At 73.1% G+C, this 15,159-nt stretch carries 11 protein-coding genes; 2 read left to right on the top strand and 9 right to left on the bottom strand.

The features are described 5' to 3' along the window. The 4 genes from ACIP64_RS07730 to ACIP64_RS07715 form a co-directional block, all read right to left on the bottom strand. On the bottom strand, nt 1-951 hold the full coding sequence (locus tag ACIP64_RS07730; RefSeq protein ID WP_401582867.1) for a carbohydrate ABC transporter permease: 951 nt from the start codon (nt 949-951) through the stop codon (nt 1-3). Continuing rightward, nucleotides 951-2,288: an ABC transporter substrate-binding protein gene (locus tag ACIP64_RS07725; protein ID WP_401582866.1), complete on the bottom strand. Its 1,338-nt coding sequence runs from the start codon at nt 2,286-2,288 to the stop codon at nt 951-953. Before ACIP64_RS07725 ends, ACIP64_RS07730 begins: the two co-directional genes overlap by 1 nt. A 140-nt stretch (nt 2,289-2,428) precedes the next feature. Further along, entirely contained in the window at nt 2,429-3,607 is a 1,179-nt protein-coding gene (locus ACIP64_RS07720) for an ROK family protein (protein ID WP_401582864.1), read from the bottom strand. A 305-nt stretch (nt 3,608-3,912) separates the two neighbouring features. Then, on the bottom strand, nt 3,913-4,944 hold the full coding sequence (locus tag ACIP64_RS07715) for a mechanosensitive ion channel family protein (RefSeq protein WP_401582862.1): 1,032 nt from the start codon (nt 4,942-4,944) through the stop codon (nt 3,913-3,915). Between the two features lie 231 nt (nt 4,945-5,175). On the opposite strand from ACIP64_RS07715, the gene ACIP64_RS07710 reads away from it, so the two are divergent. Continuing rightward, nucleotides 5,176-5,712: an HNH endonuclease gene (locus ACIP64_RS07710; protein WP_319661379.1), complete on the top strand. Its 537-nt coding sequence runs from the start codon at nt 5,176-5,178 to the stop codon at nt 5,710-5,712. Nucleotides 5,713-5,804: 92 nt separating this feature from the next. On the opposite strand, the gene ACIP64_RS07705 is transcribed toward ACIP64_RS07710, so the two are convergent. The 4 genes from ACIP64_RS07705 to ACIP64_RS07690 all read right to left on the bottom strand — a co-directional run bounded on the left by ACIP64_RS07705 (nt 5,805) and on the right by ACIP64_RS07690 (nt 11,986). Next, nucleotides 5,805-7,229, bottom strand: coding sequence for an FtsX-like permease family protein (locus ACIP64_RS07705; protein ID WP_401582860.1), 1,425 nt, complete (start codon nt 7,227-7,229; stop codon nt 5,805-5,807). Further along, nucleotides 7,226-7,912 (bottom strand): ABC transporter ATP-binding protein, encoded by a 687-nt coding sequence (locus tag ACIP64_RS07700; RefSeq protein WP_401582859.1) that lies wholly within the window; start codon nt 7,910-7,912, stop codon nt 7,226-7,228. The genes ACIP64_RS07705 and ACIP64_RS07700 overlap by 4 nt, the downstream gene beginning before the upstream one ends. Further along, nucleotides 7,909-8,448 carry a PadR family transcriptional regulator gene (locus ACIP64_RS07695; protein ID WP_360905869.1) on the bottom strand — a complete coding sequence of 180 codons (540 nt, stop codon included), beginning with the start codon at nt 8,446-8,448 and terminating at the stop codon, nt 7,909-7,911. The genes ACIP64_RS07700 and ACIP64_RS07695 overlap by 4 nt, the downstream gene beginning before the upstream one ends. A gap of 109 nt (nt 8,449-8,557) precedes the next feature. Next, complete coding sequence (locus tag ACIP64_RS07690) at nt 8,558-11,986, bottom strand: beta-N-acetylglucosaminidase domain-containing protein (RefSeq protein WP_401582857.1); 3,429 nt, start codon at nt 11,984-11,986, stop codon at nt 8,558-8,560. A 207-nt stretch (nt 11,987-12,193) separates the two neighbouring features. On the opposite strand from ACIP64_RS07690, the gene pepN reads away from it, so the two are divergent. Then, nucleotides 12,194-14,764 (top strand): aminopeptidase N, encoded by a 2,571-nt coding sequence (pepN, locus tag ACIP64_RS07685; protein WP_401582855.1) that lies wholly within the window; start codon nt 12,194-12,196, stop codon nt 14,762-14,764. 148 nt (nt 14,765-14,912) lie between these two features. Here the strand turns inward: pepN and ACIP64_RS07680 are convergent, their stop codons facing one another. After that, nucleotides 14,913-15,149, bottom strand: coding sequence for a hypothetical protein (locus ACIP64_RS07680; protein ID WP_401582853.1), 237 nt, complete (start codon nt 15,147-15,149; stop codon nt 14,913-14,915). Nucleotides 15,150-15,159: the final 10 nt, after the last annotated feature.

Genomic DNA, 15,159 nt, shown 5'->3' with positions numbered 1-15,159 from the left:
TCAATCCTCCGCCGACAGGAAGCCGCTGCGGCGGCGCATCAGGAGTGCGGTGAAGACCATGGCGAGGGCGAACAGCACCAGGGCGATCACGCAGGCCGCGCCGGTGTCGAAGCGCTGGAAGCCGAGGTTGTAGACCAGCTGCGGCAGCGTCAGCGTGGACTTCTCCGGGTAGCCCGGCTCGAACTGCTGGCCGGAGCCGCCGATGATGCCGCTGGCGACCTTTCCGGCGACCAGGGGCTGTGTGTAGTACTGCATGGTCTGGATGACCCCGGTCACCACGGCGAACATCACGATGGGCGAGATGTTCGGCAGGGTGACGTAGCGGAACCGGGTCCAGGCTCCGGCGCCGTCGAGCTCGGCGGCCTCGTACTGCTCCTTGGGGACGTCGAGCAGCGCGGCCATGAAGATCACCATGAGGTCGCCGATGCCCCACAGCGCCAGCAGCGTCAGGGCGGGCTTGGACCAGGTCGGGTCGTTGAACCAGCCGGGCTGCGGCAGGCCGATGCTGCCCAGCAGGTGGTTCACCGGACCGGTGCCGGGGTTGAGGAGGAAGGCGAAGGCCATCGTCGCGGCGACCGGCGGGGCGAGGTAGGGCAGGTAGAAGGCGGTGCGGAAGAGCCCGGCACCCGTCTTGATCTTGGTGATCAGCAGGCCGATGCCCAGGCCGAAGACGACCCGCAGGCTGACCATGACCACGACCAGCCACAGGGTGTTGCGCAGCGCGGGCCAGAAGAAGGGGTAGTCGTTGAAGACGTACGACCAGTTCTTGACGCCGTTCCAGGTCGGCGGGGCGAAGCCGTCGTACTTCATGAAGGAGAAGTAGACGGTCGAGATCAGCGGGTAGGCGAAGAAGACGCTGAAGCCGATCAGCCACGGGGAGAGGAAGGCGAGGTTGCGAAGCGCCTCGCGGCGGCGCTTCGCCCTCAGCAGGGGGTGGACGCTCGCACTCATCACTGGGCCTGCGCGATGTCCTTGTCGACCTGCGTGTCGACGGCCTTGAGGCCGGCGGTCAGGTCGGACTGCTTGCCGGACTCGTAGGCGTAGCCGAAGTCCTGCAGCGTCAGCTGGTAGGTGCCGCCGTTGACGCTGGCGGGGGTGGTGGTGCTGTTGGGGTTCTGCGCGATGTCCACGAAGGTGCGGAAGAGGGGATCGGCGTCCAGCTTCGGGGACTTCAGCGCGGCGAGCGTGGAGGGCACGTTGTGGATGGCGTTGGAGAAATTGACGACCGCGTCGGTGTCGGTGGCCATGAACTTCACCAGTTCCCAGGCGGCGTTCTTCTTGGCGCTGGTGTTGGCGACGCCGATGATCGTGCCCGAGAGGTAGCCCTTGCCGTAGGTGTTGGCCTGGTCGTCCGGCACGGGGAAGGGGGCGACGCCGATGTCGAACTTGGCACCGGCCTCCTTGGCCATGCCGGCCCGCCACTCGCCGTCGATGGCCATGGCCACCTGGCCGGTGTGGAAGGGGTTCTTGGCGCCCCACTCGTCACCGAAGGTCGACCGGTACTTCTCCAGCTTCTTGAAGCCGCCGAGCGCCTTCACCATGTCCTGCTGCCAGGTGAACATGGCGGCGAAGCCGGGGTCCTTGGCGACGGTGGACTTGCCGTCGGCGTCGAAGTACTTCGCGCCCCACTGCGCGGCCAGGTGCGTGGTGGTCGACTCGTAGCCGTGGAAGTTGGGCATGAAGCCGAGCTGGGAGTAGGAGTCGCCCTTGGCCTTGGTGAGCTTGACCGCGTCGGCCTTGAACTCCGACAGCGTCTTGGGCGGGGCGGAGATCCCGGCGGCCTTGAAGGCGTCCTTGTTGTAGTAGAGGCCGTAGGCGTCGCCGAGCAGCGGCAGCGTGCAGCGCTTCCCGTCGAACTGGGTGTACTCCAGCATCGGCTTGGGGAAGGTCGCCGCCGTGTCGATGCCGGACTTCTTCAGGAAGGGGTCCAGGTCGGCGAAGGCGTTGGACGAGCAGAACTTGCCGACGTTGTCGGTGGTGAAGGACGAGACGACGTCGGGGGCGTTGGGGCCGCCGGCCCGCAGCGCCTGGTTGATCTTGTCGTCGGTGATGTTGCCCTGCACCTTGACGTGGATGTTGGGGTGCGCCTTCTCGAAGGCCGCGACGTTGGCGCTGATCGCCTCCACCTCGCTCGGCGCGGACCAGCCGTGCCAGAAGGTGATGGTGACGTCCTTGTTGGGGTCGTCGCTCGCCGTGTTGTTGCTGGAGCCCGTACATGCGCTCGTCAGCAGGGATATCGCGGCGGCGGCGGCGATGGCGGCGGCGGCCGTCTTGGTGGAACCGGACACTTCGCTTCCTCCGGGGACTTCGGGGGCGGTTCGAGGGTGTGCGATGCCTGCGGAGGAGCCCGTCCGGTGGGGCCGGCGACGGGTGTCCCCCGCTGCGTGAGCGGATGGTGGGTGGTTCGGTTGAGCGGATTGAGCGGGGTTCAGCGGGAGGTGTCGAACACCTCGTCGCGGGTGGTGGCGAGGGCGCTTTGCAGTGCCCCGCACAGAACGGGGCGCTCCGGCACCCCGCCGAGCACCAGCCGGGGCCGGGGCACGGCCAGTTCGGCCAGTTCCGTCTGGACGCGTGCGCGCAGGGGTTCCCCGCCGGCGGCGATCACTCCGCCGGCCAGGACGATCAGTTCGGGGTCGAGCACGGTCACCAGCGAGGCGAGACCGATGGCGAGCCCGGTGGCGAAGTGCCGCAGCAGTTCCGCCTGCGGCCCGCCTTCGTTCCCGGTGGCCGCGTCCGCGGCCGCCGAGGCCAGCAGCGCCGAGGCCGCTCCGGCCTGGGTGCCCCGGGGCACGGCCAGCCCCAGTTCGCGGGCGATCCGCAACACGGCGTTGCAGCCCGCCAGTTCCTGGAACCCGCCGGCGTTGGCCTTGGCCACGTGCCGGACCAGGGGCGTGCCGGGCACCGGCATGAAGCCGACCTCGCCCGCGCCACCGGTGCGGCCGCGGTGCAGCCGGCCGCCGATGACGATGGCGGCGCCGATGCCCTCCTCGTTCCACAGCAGGACGAAGTCGTCGTGCCCGTGGGCCGCGCCTAGCCGCTGTTCGGCGACGGCGGCGAGGTTCACGTCGTTGTCGTACTCCAGGGGTACGGGCAGGGCCGCGGCCATTTCCTCCAGCAGGGTGGGGGAGTGCCAGCCGGGGAGGTGGCTGGCGTAGCGCAGCCGCCCGGTGCTCGGGTCGAAGGCGCCCGGGGTGCCGACAACGATCCGGTGCAGGTCGGTCAGGTGCAGTCCGGCGGCCTTCACCGCGCCGTCGACCGCCTGCGCGACCTGTTCGACGGCGCCGTGGGAGCGCCGGCTGCGTCCCGGGGTCGGCAGTTCGAACTCGCCGGTGACGGTGCCGGTGATGTCGGCGACCGCGGCACGGATGTGCTCGGCGGTCACGTCGAGTCCGGCGACATGTGCGGCGGCGGGGTTGACCGAGTACAGCTGGGCGTTGGGGCCCGGCCGGCCGGCGGTGGTGCCGGTGGCGACCACCAGCCCGGCGGACTCCAGCCGGGCGAGCAGTTGTGAGGCGGTCGGTTTCGACAGGCCGGTGAGCTTGCCGATGCGGGTGCGGGACAGGGTCCCGTGTTCGAGGAGCAGGTCGAGCGCGGCGCGGTCGTTCATGGCGCGCAGGACACGCGGCGTACCGGGCGTGCCAGGGGTGCCGGGTGTACCGGGAGTACCGACCACGGGCTCGTCCTTCCTCGTGTCGGCGGCTTGTCGGGGCTCGTGTGCGGGGTGGGGGCGTTGGTAGTTAGGAAACTTTCCTGTTGGTGAATGGCAAGGTAGGCGCCCGGCCGCGGGAGCGTCAAGGGTGGATCAAAGACGGCGTCAAAGTGTTATCAGGGGCGCCAAGGCATGAAAAGGGGGCGCCGGGCGGATGCCCGGTGCCCCTTGCGATCCCGGCGCGTGCGCCGGCATCGATCAGCTCACTTCGTGGTCGGCAGCGGCTGTGCCGCGAGCGCCTGCGGCGACGAGGGGTTGGCCAGCGCCGACGGCGCGGCGATGCCGGCGGTCGGGTCGACCGCCTCCTCGTCGTCCGCCGCCGCCGGGAGTCCGCCGACGATCGCGATCCCGGCCTCGTCGAAGGTCCGCTTGATACGCCAGCGCAGTTCGCGTGCCGCCGACAGCGCCTTGCCCGGCATCGTCCTGGCCTGCGCCTGAAGGACCATGGAGTACGCGGTGACCGACTCCAGCCCCAGCACCTCGACCGGCTCCCAGAGCACCTCGTCCCATGGCTGGGTCTTGGCCATCTCCTCGGCCGCCCGCAGGATCAGCGCCCGCGCCCGGTCCAGGTCCTCGTGGTAGCCGATCCGCACGTCCACGGTCGCCGTCGCCCAGCCCTGGCTGAGGTTGCCGATGCGCTTGACCTCGCCGTTGCGGATGTACCAGATCTCGCCGTTGTCGCCGCGCAGCTTCGTCACCCGCAGACCGACCTCGATCACCGTGCCGCTGGCCACGCCCGCGTCGATGACGTCGCCGACGCCGTACTGGTCCTCCAGGATCATGAAGACCCCGGAGAGGAAGTCCGTCACCAGGTTCCGCGCGCCGAAGCCGATGGCCACACCCGCCACACCGGCGCTGGCCAGCAGCGGCGCCAGATTGATCTGGAGCACCGACAGCACGGTCAGCGCGGCCGTGCCCATGATCACGAACGAGGCCACGCTGCGCAGCACCGAGCCGATGGCCTCGCTGCGCTGCCGCCGCCGCTCGGCGTTGACCAGCAGCCCGCTGAGCGCGCCCGGGGCGGCGGTCTCCGCGCCGCGGTTCATGCGCTCGATCAGTTTGGTGAGCATCCGGCGCACGATCACGCGCAGTACCAGCGCGATGACCAGGATCAGCACGATCCGCAGCCCGGCGCCCAGCCAGTCCGCCCAGTTCTGGCCGATGTAGTCGGCCGCGCCGTTGGCGGATTTCTGGGCGTCGTCGATGGTCGAGGCGGTGGCGAGCGGTGTGGACACAGGCGGGAACCTCCGGTCGGGCAGGCTTCCCACACTAACGGGGTAAACGATGTGTCTCGTTGCCTCGTTCGAGAGCGACGTGCGCCGATTCAGGGCATGTAAAGGGGTGTGGTCGAAAACACCCTCGGTCCGTTACCCGGTCATGGTGGCGCCGCGGCCAGGCTTCCGGAGAGACTGTGGGCAGATCGTCCCGGCGCGAGCCACGCGCCGCCGGCGTAAAAGGAGGCACCCGTGCCGCATGTCCTGGTCCTCAATGCGTCGTACGAGCCGCTCGGCGTCGTACCGCTCCGCCGCGCACTGATCCTCGTGCTGAACAAGAAGGCCGTGTGCCTCGAGGAATCCGGCGCTTATCTGCACAGCGCGACCTGTTCTGTCCCCGCACCCAGTGTTGTCAAGCTCACCAAGTTCGTCCGAGTCCCCTTTCGCGGCCCCGTGCCCCTGACCCGGCGGGCGCTCTTCGCCCGGGACGGCGGCCGGTGCGCGTACTGCGGAGGCGTCGCAACCAGCGTCGACCACGTGATCCCGCGCAGCCGCGGAGGCCAGCACACGTGGGAGAACGTGGTCGCTGCCTGCCGCCGGTGCAACCATCTCAAGGCCGACCGGCATGTCGCCGAGCTCGGCTGGCGCATGCGCCATCAGCCCGCCCCGCCGTCGGGCCTCGCCTGGCGGATCATCGGGACGGGGCATAGGGACCCGCGCTGGCTGCCATACCTGCAGCCATTCGGCGCGGACGACGCCTTGGCCCGGATCGACGGCATATCCGCCTGAGACCGGGCCTTTGTGTTGCCCGGCGCGGGGCCGCGGGGCGCGGCTCCCGGGCCGCCCGTCGCGGTCCCGGAGGCCCCGTCCCGCGGCCCGGCCTACTCGTGGCGCAGCTGCGCGGGGTGCGCGGCGTGCCGCAGCAGGGGGAGTGAGCAGGCGGCGGCGAGCAGGGCGGCGACGGGCAGCGCGACGGCGACGAGCAGGGGTTCCAGCAGCGGGAACGCGTACGAATGGTCGAGTCCCAGCGCCTTCCACCAGCCTCCGACGGCCATCAGCCCGCATCCCGTGGCCAGCACGGCGGCCGGTACCAGCGGGAGCGCGGTCTCCAGCAGCGCCGCCCGGTTCAGGACGCTCCGGGGCACCCCGCCGGCGGCCAGCGCCGCCAGCGTGCGGCGCCGGGTGAGCACCGATTCGGCCGCCCCGACCGCCAGGGCGCCCAAGGCCACCGCGAAGGCGATCGCGATGCCGGCGCCGGCCAGTCGGAGCCCGTCGGTGTAGTACTCCAGGCCCATCGCGCTGTGCGGGTACCGGTGCGGCGCGGTCAGGTCCTCGATCAGCAGGCGCCGTACGCCCATGAAACCGACTCCCGCCAGCACGGCCGCCAGCACCGCCCCGCGCGCCCGTGCGCCCGCCCAGGGATCCGCCTGGAGGCGTTCCCCCGCGATCAGCAGTTCCGGGCGCCCGGAGCGGGCCGCGAGGCGCCCGGACAGCAGGGCGAGCCCGGCGCTGCCGTGGACCACGCCGACCAGGCAGAGCACGACGGCGGCCACGGTCACCGAGGCGGTGACCGCGGGCGTCACCGTCCGGCCGTCGAGCACGAACAGGTTCACCAGGTGCAGGCCGGTGCCCATGACGAGCGCCGCAGGTGCCAGCGCCCACAGCGCCAGGCGCCCCCGCCCCGGCCGCGGGTGCGGCCGCCGGCTCCCCGGGGCGGCCCCGAGCGGATCGGCCGCCGCGCGGCGCAGCGTGAACCGGGCCTCCAGCGTCGCCAGCAGCGGCATGCCGAGCACCACGGCGACGGCCGCGAACCACGGGACGGGCACATCGACGGGCCAGGCCACGGCGACGGGCTGCACAGCGGCGAGCACCGCCCGCAGCACCAGGAAGGCCGCCAGCCCGGCGAGGGCGCCGGCCCCGCAGGCCGCACCGGTCTCCAGCGCCTGGATCCGCCGCACCTGGCGTGCGGTCGCCCCGGCCAGCCGGAGCGCGGCGAGCCGCCGCTCCAGGCGCAGGGCGCCGATCCGGGTGCACTGCCCGAGGAACGCCAGCAGCGGGACGAGCAGCAGCACCAGCCCGGTGGCCAGCGCGTTCCGTGCGGTGGGGTCGTTGAACAGCCGACGGGTGTACCAGTGCACACCGCCGCCGAACCGGGTGCCGATCACCGCGACGACCACGGCCGCCAGCGCGAAGCCCGTGCCGAGCGCCGTGCCCGCCGCCGTCAGGCCGAGCCGCCACCATTCGCCGCGCGGGGCGCCGCGCAGCAGCGACCAGGCCAGCCGGGCGTCGGCCCGCAGCGCGGTCACCGCGGCACCTGCGCGGGTTCGCCCTCCACGGCGCCGTCGCGGACGGTGGCCTCGCGGTCGGCGTAGGCGGCGACCTGGGCGTCGTGGGTGACGAGCAGGACGGCGGTGCCCGTCTCGCGGGCGGCCCCCACGAGGGCGGTCATGACCTGCTCCCCGGCGAGGGAGTCCAGGGCGCCGGTCGGCTCGTCGGCGAAGACGGCCTTGGGGCCGGTGACCATGGCGCGGGCCAGGGCGACGCGCTGGGCCTGGCCGCCGGACAGCTCCCCAGGGCGCAGGCCCGCCCGGTCGCCGGCGCCGAAGCGCTCCAGCCACGCGCGGGCACGGTCGTGGGCGGTGGCGCGCGAGGTGCCCGCCAGCAGCAGCGGCAGCGCGACGTTGTCGAGCGCGGTCAGCTCGCCGACGAGCTGCCCGAACTGGAAGACGATGCCGAAGTCGGTGCGGCGCAGCGTCGTACGGCGGGTCTCGCCCGCCTGGTCGAGGCGCTCGTCGCCGTACCGCACCTCGCCCCTGTCCGGCCGGACGATGCCCGACAGGCAGTGCAGCAGCGTGGACTTGCCGCTGCCGCTCGAGCCGCTGACGGCCAGGATCTCGCCGGGGTGCAGACGCAGCGACGCACCGCGCAGGGCGTCGGTGGTGCCGTAGCGCTTGACCAGGCCGCGGGCCTCGATCAGGGGTGGGGTCATGCGGAGGCGACCTCCTCGGCCAGGCCGCCGAGGCGCTGCGCGGCGTTGTCCATCCAGCGCAGGTCGGCGTCGAGATGGGTGAGGGCGTAGTCGGCGGAGAGCACGGCCGACAGGGGGGCGCCGGGTGCCGTCTTCACCGCGGTGAGTTCGCGCATCCGGGCCAGGTGGGCGGCGCGCTGGGTGCGCAGGAAGTCCGCCGGGTCGCCGTGGCCGGAGGCGATGATCGCCGTGACCTTGGCGAAGATCTCATTGGCCGCGGTGACCGGGGCGGGCGGCACGGGTTCGGCGAGCCAGCCGAGCAGCGCGCCGGTGCCCCGCTCGGTGAGCCGGTAGGTGGTGCGCTCGGGGCCGCCCTCGCTCTCGGTGGCGTCGATCTCGGCGAGGCCGTCGCGGACGAGGCGCTGGAGGGTCGAGTAGACCTGGCCGTAGGCGAGCGGGCGGGCCTGCGGGAAGCGTTCGTCGTGCCGCCGCTTCAGGTCGTAGCCGTGGCCGGGGCCCGCGGCGAGCAGTCCCAGCAGCGTGTTGCCGGTGCTCAACGGTTCCTCCCCGGGGATCTATTCACTCCATACATGTATTGAGTGAATAGTGGCAGGCGCGGGATCACCGGGGCAAGAGGTGTGCCGGAAGGTGCCCGCGAGGACGGGCTCAGCCCGTGACGGCGAAGGCCTGGAGCGCGTACAGCGAGTAGCCGTACTTCGTGCCGCGCTCCACGCCCTGGACGCGGAGGAAGCGCGTGTCGCCGGGCGCGTCCAGGCGCACCGACTCGGTGCCGCCGCGGCCGTCGTCGACGACCGCCGCCGTGTGCCAGTTCTGCCCGTCTGCCGAGGTCAGGATCGTGTAGCGGGAGGCGTACGCGTCCTGCCAGCGCAGCGTCACCCGGCCGATCCAGGCGGCCCGCCCCAGCTCGACCTGCACCCACGCGTCGTCCTGGGCGGGTGAGGACCAGCGGGTGCCGGGGTCGCCGTCGGTGAGCGCGGAGGCGGGGAAGTCCGCGGTCTCGTCGCCGGAGGAGGTGGCGGCGGCGCCCTGTGCGACGTCCGGGCCGCCGGTGCGCGGGTAGGCGTGCACGGTGACGGTCTGCCGGACCGTGCGGCCCTCGGCGCGGAACTCCAGCGGCACCTCGTAGACGCCCGGCACGCCGTCCTCGGGCAGCGACAGCCGCACCGGCACCACGACCCGCCCGCCGCGCGGCAGTTCTACGTCACCGGGGGCCGTCGCCCGTATCCCCGGCGGGGCCTTGGCCGTGAGGGTCACCCGGGCCGCCCCCGGGGAGGCGTCGGTCAGTTCGGCGGTGACCGTCGCCGGCGCGCCGCCGGCCTCGACGTCCGCCTCGGTACGGTCCAGCGTCATCCGGGCGGCCGGCCGGTCCGCGTACCAGGGCACGATCTCGTGGACGACCGGCGGCGGCGTCCCGGGCGCCGGGGTGACCCGCACCGCGTCCACCCGCAGACCGTGCGCCGGGAGTTCGGTCCAGCCGCTGCCCAGTGCGCCCAGCCGGCGCCAGCCCTGCCCGGGCACGCGCGCCTCGACGGAGCCGCCGGTGCCGCCCTCGGGCCCGGTCAGCACGGTCAGCGCCTCCAGGGGGCGGGCCGCGCCGTACTCCAGGGTCAGCCCGTCCGCCGGTAGGCGGTAGGCCGTGGTTGCGTCGCCGTCGGCGGCCGCGCCGGCCGCCGGGTCGCCCGCGGGGACGGCGGGCTCGTGCCCGTCCCGGGTGGTCACGGTGAACTCCCGTACGGTGACGGCGTTCTCCTGCGCGGCGGTGGCCCTCAGCCGCACATAGCGGGCGCGGGTGCCCTCCGGCAGGGTCGCGGTCACCGTGCGCTCGCCGGCGACCTCGGTGACGGGCCGCCAGCCGGCGGCGTCGCCGGCCGAGTACTCCAGCACCGCACGGCCCAGGTAGTCGTCCTGCTCCGGTCCGGGCTGCGCGGACCCCATGGCGATCCGCACCTCGCGGATCTCGTGGGTGCCGCCCAGGTCGACCCCGAAGGTGTCGCCCTCCTGCGGCGGGGCGTCGCTGGCCCAGGCGGTGGAGTCCTTGCCGTCGGTCATGAGGGACGGCTCCGTGGCGCGCGCCGAGCCGAGGGTCGCGGTGGCGGTGCCGTCCTCGGCGCGCATCCCGGTCCAGGCGTCGGCCGTGGCCAGGGTCCTGGCCAGGAACGGGTCGAGCACCCTGTCGCCCACGGTCGCCGCGCTCCGCGCGATGTGCCGCCGCGCCGACTCCAGTGCCAGCCGGTCCTTCCACGCGCCGGTGCCGTCGCCCGCGCGCAGCGACACCAGCATGTCCACCGCGTGCTCCCCGGCGGTGCCGTAGCGCGCCAACTGGTCCAGCCAGGGTTGCACTTCACCGCCGAAGGAGCCGCCGGCGAGGGTGTCGAGCCGCTGCGGGGCGCCGCTCATCGTGGTGAAGGCCGCGCGCAGCCGGCCCGCGGCCTTCGCCAGCCGCTGCGCGCTGCCGTTCCCGTACGCGTCCAGGAACTCCTTGAGCAGCGGCCGCAGATAGGCCGACTCGTTGTCGTCCAGGGCGGAGGAGGCCTCGTTGCCCGCCAGCGCGCGCAGCGCGTCCCGCGTGGCCGGGTCGGTGCCCGCGAGGTCGTCGACGGCGGCCTTCCAGGACGAGGCGCGGTCGTAGGCGTGCGGGTTCCAGGCGTAGTCCGCGGCCGTGAACAGGGCGATCCGGGACGCCGCCGGCTGCCGCATGGCGGTCGCCAGCACTCCGGCCGTGACGGCCGCGACGGCCGGCTCGCGACCGGAGTAGGGGCCGAGGAAGATGCGGTCGTCCGCCCAGTCGTTGACCGGGTAGTTGTCCATCGTCAGCAGCGGGTGGCGGAGGGCGTCCTGCGCGCCGGCGACCTGCGCGCCCGTGATCGTCCCCGGTATGACGCCGACGCCGGTCCAGGCCACCTGCACGGTGCCGTCCAGCGTCCGCGCGAGCTCGTCGCGGAAGTCGGTGGCGCCGTCCTGGTAGTACTCCGTGGGCAGCAGCGAGAGCGGCACGCCGCCCTCGCCCCGGCGGCGCTCCAGATGGCGTGCGATGGCGCCCGCGACCTCCGCCTGGGCGCGGGCGGCGGCCCGCGGGCCGTCCCCGTAGAGCGCGGCGTCCGCCCGGCAGTGCCACTCGCTGTAGCTGACGTCCTGGAACTGGAGCTGGAAGCCGCGCACGCCCAGCGCCCACATCGCGTCGATCTTGCGCAGCAGCGCCTTGCGGTCCTCCTGCGAGGAGAAGCACAGCGCCTGGCCGGGGGCCACGGCCCAGATCAGGGTGACGTGGTTGGCCCGGGCGCGCTCCGCCAGGGCGCGGAAGTCCGCCCTGCGCGCGGCCGGGTAGGGATCGCGCCACGACTCCTGGCGGTAGGGGTCGTCGCCGGGTGCGTAGAGATAGCCGTTCTGCTTGGTGCGGCCCAGGAAGTCGACCTGCGACAGGCGCTGTTCGGCCGTCCACGGTTCGCCGTAGAAGCTCTCGGCCATGCCGCGTGTCGCGGCCACCGGCCAGTCGCGCACGACGACGCCGGGCAGGCCCTGCGGTGTCATGAGCTGACGCAGCGTCTGCGCCGCGTGGAACAGCCCGTCCTCGCCCGTGCCGGCCAGCGCCACGGTGCCGTGGCCGAGGACGTGGCCGACGGCCAGCCGGTAGCCCCCGGGGGGCAGGTCGCCCACGGGTGCGGCGCCCAGCGCGCGGAGCGCCGTTTCCGCGCCCTCGCCGTCGGCGTACACGGTCAGGCCGCCGCGCGGGACGTCCGTGCTGTCGCGCAGGTCCCGCACCCCGGCGTCGCGCAGGATCCCGCGGAGCACGGCCAGCGCGTAGGGGTCGGCGCCCGGGCCGGCGACCAGGGTCACGGTGTCCGGCACGGTGGTGAGGCCGCCGCGTTCGCGCATCACCTGGGGCGTGGGACGGACCGCGGGGAGGGCGGCGGCGGTCCTGCCCGTGGCGGCCGGCGCGTCCGGCAGGGCGGCGGGAGGGGAGGGGGTGGCGGGCGGCGCGGCCACGGCGCCGGGCGACACGCCCAGCACGCCACCGACCACGGCGGCGACGATGGCGGCCGTTCTCGCTGCGGCGGTTCTTCTGCCCCGGGTCATGTTCGCGACAGCCCATCACCCGCACGGAGGGCGTGTCAACGCGTTCGGGAGCCCCTCCATCCCCTCCCGTCCCGGTGGTGTGCGGCCCGTACCGCCGGTAGCCGCCGCCCATAGGGGGAACCGTCCGCCGGTCGAGGGAAAACCCCTGGCCGCCCGGCCCCCCTCGCGTGCGAGGATGGCCGAAAAACCGACGAAGGAGACGGAAACGTGCCTGGCACGAACCTCACACGTGAGGAGGCGCGCCAGCGAGCGCGCCTGCTGACCGTGGACGCATACGACATCGAGCTCGACCTGAGCGGCGCCCAGGAGGGCGGCACCTTCCGGTCGGTGACCACGGTGCGCTTCGAGTCCGCCGAGGCGGGTGCCTCGACCTTCATCGACCTGGTCGCGCCGGCCGTCCGCGAGGTGGTCCTCAACGGCACCGCGCTCGACCCGGCCGAGGTCTTCGCGGACAGCCGTATCGCGCTGCCGTCGCTGGAGGCCGGCCCCAACGAGCTGCGGGTCGTCGCGGACGCGGCGTACACCAACACCGGCGAGGGCCTGCACCGCTTCGTCGACCCGGTCGACAAGCAGGCCTACCTCTACACCCAGTTCGAGGTGCCCGACGCCCGCCGCGTCTTCGCCAACTTCGAGCAGCCCGACCTCAAGGCGACCTTCGCCTTCACGGTGAAGGCCCCGGCGGGCTGGACGGTCATCTCCAACTCCGCGACCCCCGAGCCGGTCGACAACGTGTGGCGCTTCGAGCCGACCCCGCGGATCTCCACCTACATCACCGCGCTGATCGCCGGCCCCTACTACGCCGTGCACAGCACCTGGGAGGGCGAGGGCGGCCGCACCGTGCCCCTGGGCCTGTACTGCCGTCCGTCGCTGACCGAGTTCCTCGACGCGGACGCGATCTTCGCGGTCACCCGGCAGGGCTTCGACTGGTTCGAGGAGAAGTTCGACTTCCCGTACCCCTTCACCAAGTACGACCAGCTCTTCGTGCCGGAGTTCAACGCCGGCGCCATGGAGAACGCGGGCGCGGTCACCATCCGCGACCAGTACGTCTTCCGTTCCAAGGTGACGGACGCGGCCTACGAGGTGCGCGCCGAGACCATCCTCCACGAGCTCGCCCACATGTGGTTCGGCGACCTCGTCACCATGGAGTGGTGGAACGACCTGTGGCTGAACGAGTCGTTCGCCACCTACACCTCGATCGCCTGCCAGGCCTACGCGCCCGGCAGCAAGTGGCCGCACTCCTGGACCACCTTCGCCAACTCCATGAAGACCTGGGCGTACCGGCAGGACCAGCTGCCGTCCACCCACCCGATCATGGCGGAGATCAACGACCTCCAGGACGTCCAGGTCAACTTCGACGGCATCACCTACGCCAAGGGCGCCTCCGTCCTGAAGCAGCTGGTGGCGTACGTCGGCACGGACGAGTTCTTCCGCGGCGTCCAGGCGTACTTCAAGCGCCACGCCTGGAAGAACACCCGCCTGACCGACCTGCTGAGCGCGCTGGAGGAGACCTCCGGCCGCGACCTGAAGACCTGGTCGAAGAAGTGGCTGGAGACGGCCGGCATCAACATCCTCCGCCCGGAGATCGAGACCGCCGCCGACGGCACCATCACCTCCTTCGCCGTGCGCCAGGAGGCCCCGGCGCTGCCGGCCGGCGCCAAGGGCGAGTCGATCCTGCGGCCGCACCGCATCGCGGTCGGCGCGTACGACCTGCGCGACGGCAAGCTGGTGCGCGTCCAGCGCGTCGAGCTGGACATCGACGGCGAGCTGACGGCGGTGCCCGAGCTGGTCGGCACCGGGCGCCCGGCGGTCGTGCTGCTCAACGACGACGACCTGTCCTACGCCAAGGTGCGGCTCGACGAGGTCTCGCTGGCCACCGTGCGCGACCACCTCGGCGACTTCACCGAGTCGCTGCCGCGCGCCCTGGTGTGGGCCTCCGCCTGGGACATGACCCGTGACGGCGAACTGCCCACCCGGGACTACCTGGAGCTGGTGCTCTCCGGCATCGGCAAGGAGTCCGACATCGGCGTCGTGCAGTCGCTGCACCGCCAGGTGACGACGGCACTGGAGCTGTACGCCGCCCCCGAGTGGCGCGAGACGGGGCTGGCCCGCTGGACGGAGGCCACGCTGGAGCACCTGCGCGCGGCCGCCCCGGGCAGCGACCACCAGCTCGCCTGGGCCCGCGCCTTCGCGGGCACCGCGCGCACCAAGGACCAGCTGGACCTGCTGGGCGCGCTGCTCGACGGCTCCGAGGTCGTCGAGGGCCTGGCGGTCGACACCGAGTTGCGCTGGAGCCTGCTCCAGCGGCTGGTCGCCACCGGCCGCGCCGACGAGGCCGCCATCGCCGCGGAGCTGCAGCGGGACGCCACCGCCGCCGGCGAGCGCCACGCGGCGACCGCGCGCGCCGCCCGGCCGACCGCCGAGGCCAAGGCCGAGGCCTGGGCCGCGGTCGTCGAGGCCGAGACGCTGACCAACGCCGTTCAGGAAGCGGTCATCGGCGGCTTCTCCGTGCCGGACCAGCGCGAGCTGCTGGAGCCGTACACGGAGCGCTACTTCGCCGCGATCGCCGGCATCTTCGAGTCCCGCTCGCACGAGATGGGCCAGCAGATCATCGTCGGCCTGTACCCGGCGATCCAGGTCTCGCAGGCCACGCTGGACGCCACCGACGCGTGGCTCGCGGCCGCCGACCCGGCGCCCGCGCTGCGCCGCATGGTCACCGAGTGCCGTGCCGGCGTGGAACGCGCCCTGAAGGCACAGGCCGCGGACGCCGCGGCGGCGTGACCGCACCGGGGCCCGGGGACGTCGCTCCCCGGGTCCCGGCGGACGCCCGCCCGCAGGGCGGGCACACTGCGCCGTACGGGGGAACGCCGGAACGGGCCGCGGCGGAACCGCGGCCCGGCCCGAGCGGTCGGTCGGGGGGAGGAGCCCGTCAGGCCTGCGGCTTGCGCGACTTGTCGGTCACGGTCACCAGGCCCGCGATGATGAGGAAGGCCACGACCGGGATGCCGAGGAACAGCCCCAGCGTCTCGATCACGCTCAGCCCCGGCCCCGGGTCGGAGCCGTCGTCCACGCTGTTGGCGAACGCGGGGGACGACACGAGCAGCATCAGCGCCGTGGTGGCCGAGACGGCACCGGCGCGCAGGGCGTTCTTGTTGAGCTTGTCCACGCTCTCAAAG

Origin of the sequence: Streptomyces sp. NPDC088733 (genome assembly GCF_044751185.1) — a bacterium.
Classification (GTDB): Bacteria; Actinomycetota; Actinomycetes; order Streptomycetales; family Streptomycetaceae; genus Actinacidiphila.
Note: the sequence above shows the minus strand (reverse complement) of the source record. Positions and strands in the feature narration are given on the sequence as shown.

Excerpts from the sequence above, each read along its gene's own strand:
- ACIP64_RS07700 (WP_401582859.1), bottom strand. The coding sequence starts at position 7,912 with ATGACCCCACCCCTGATCGAGGCCCGCGGCCTGGTCAAGCGCTACGGC.
- ACIP64_RS07730 (WP_401582867.1), bottom strand. The coding sequence starts at position 951 with ATGAGTGCGAGCGTCCACCCCCTGCTGAGGGCGAAGCGCCGCCGCGAG.
- ACIP64_RS07720 (WP_401582864.1), bottom strand. The coding sequence starts at position 3,607 with ATGAACGACCGCGCCGCGCTCGACCTGCTCCTCGAACACGGGACCCTG.
- ACIP64_RS07690 (WP_401582857.1), bottom strand. The coding sequence starts at position 11,986 with ATGACCCGGGGCAGAAGAACCGCCGCAGCGAGAACGGCCGCCATCGTC.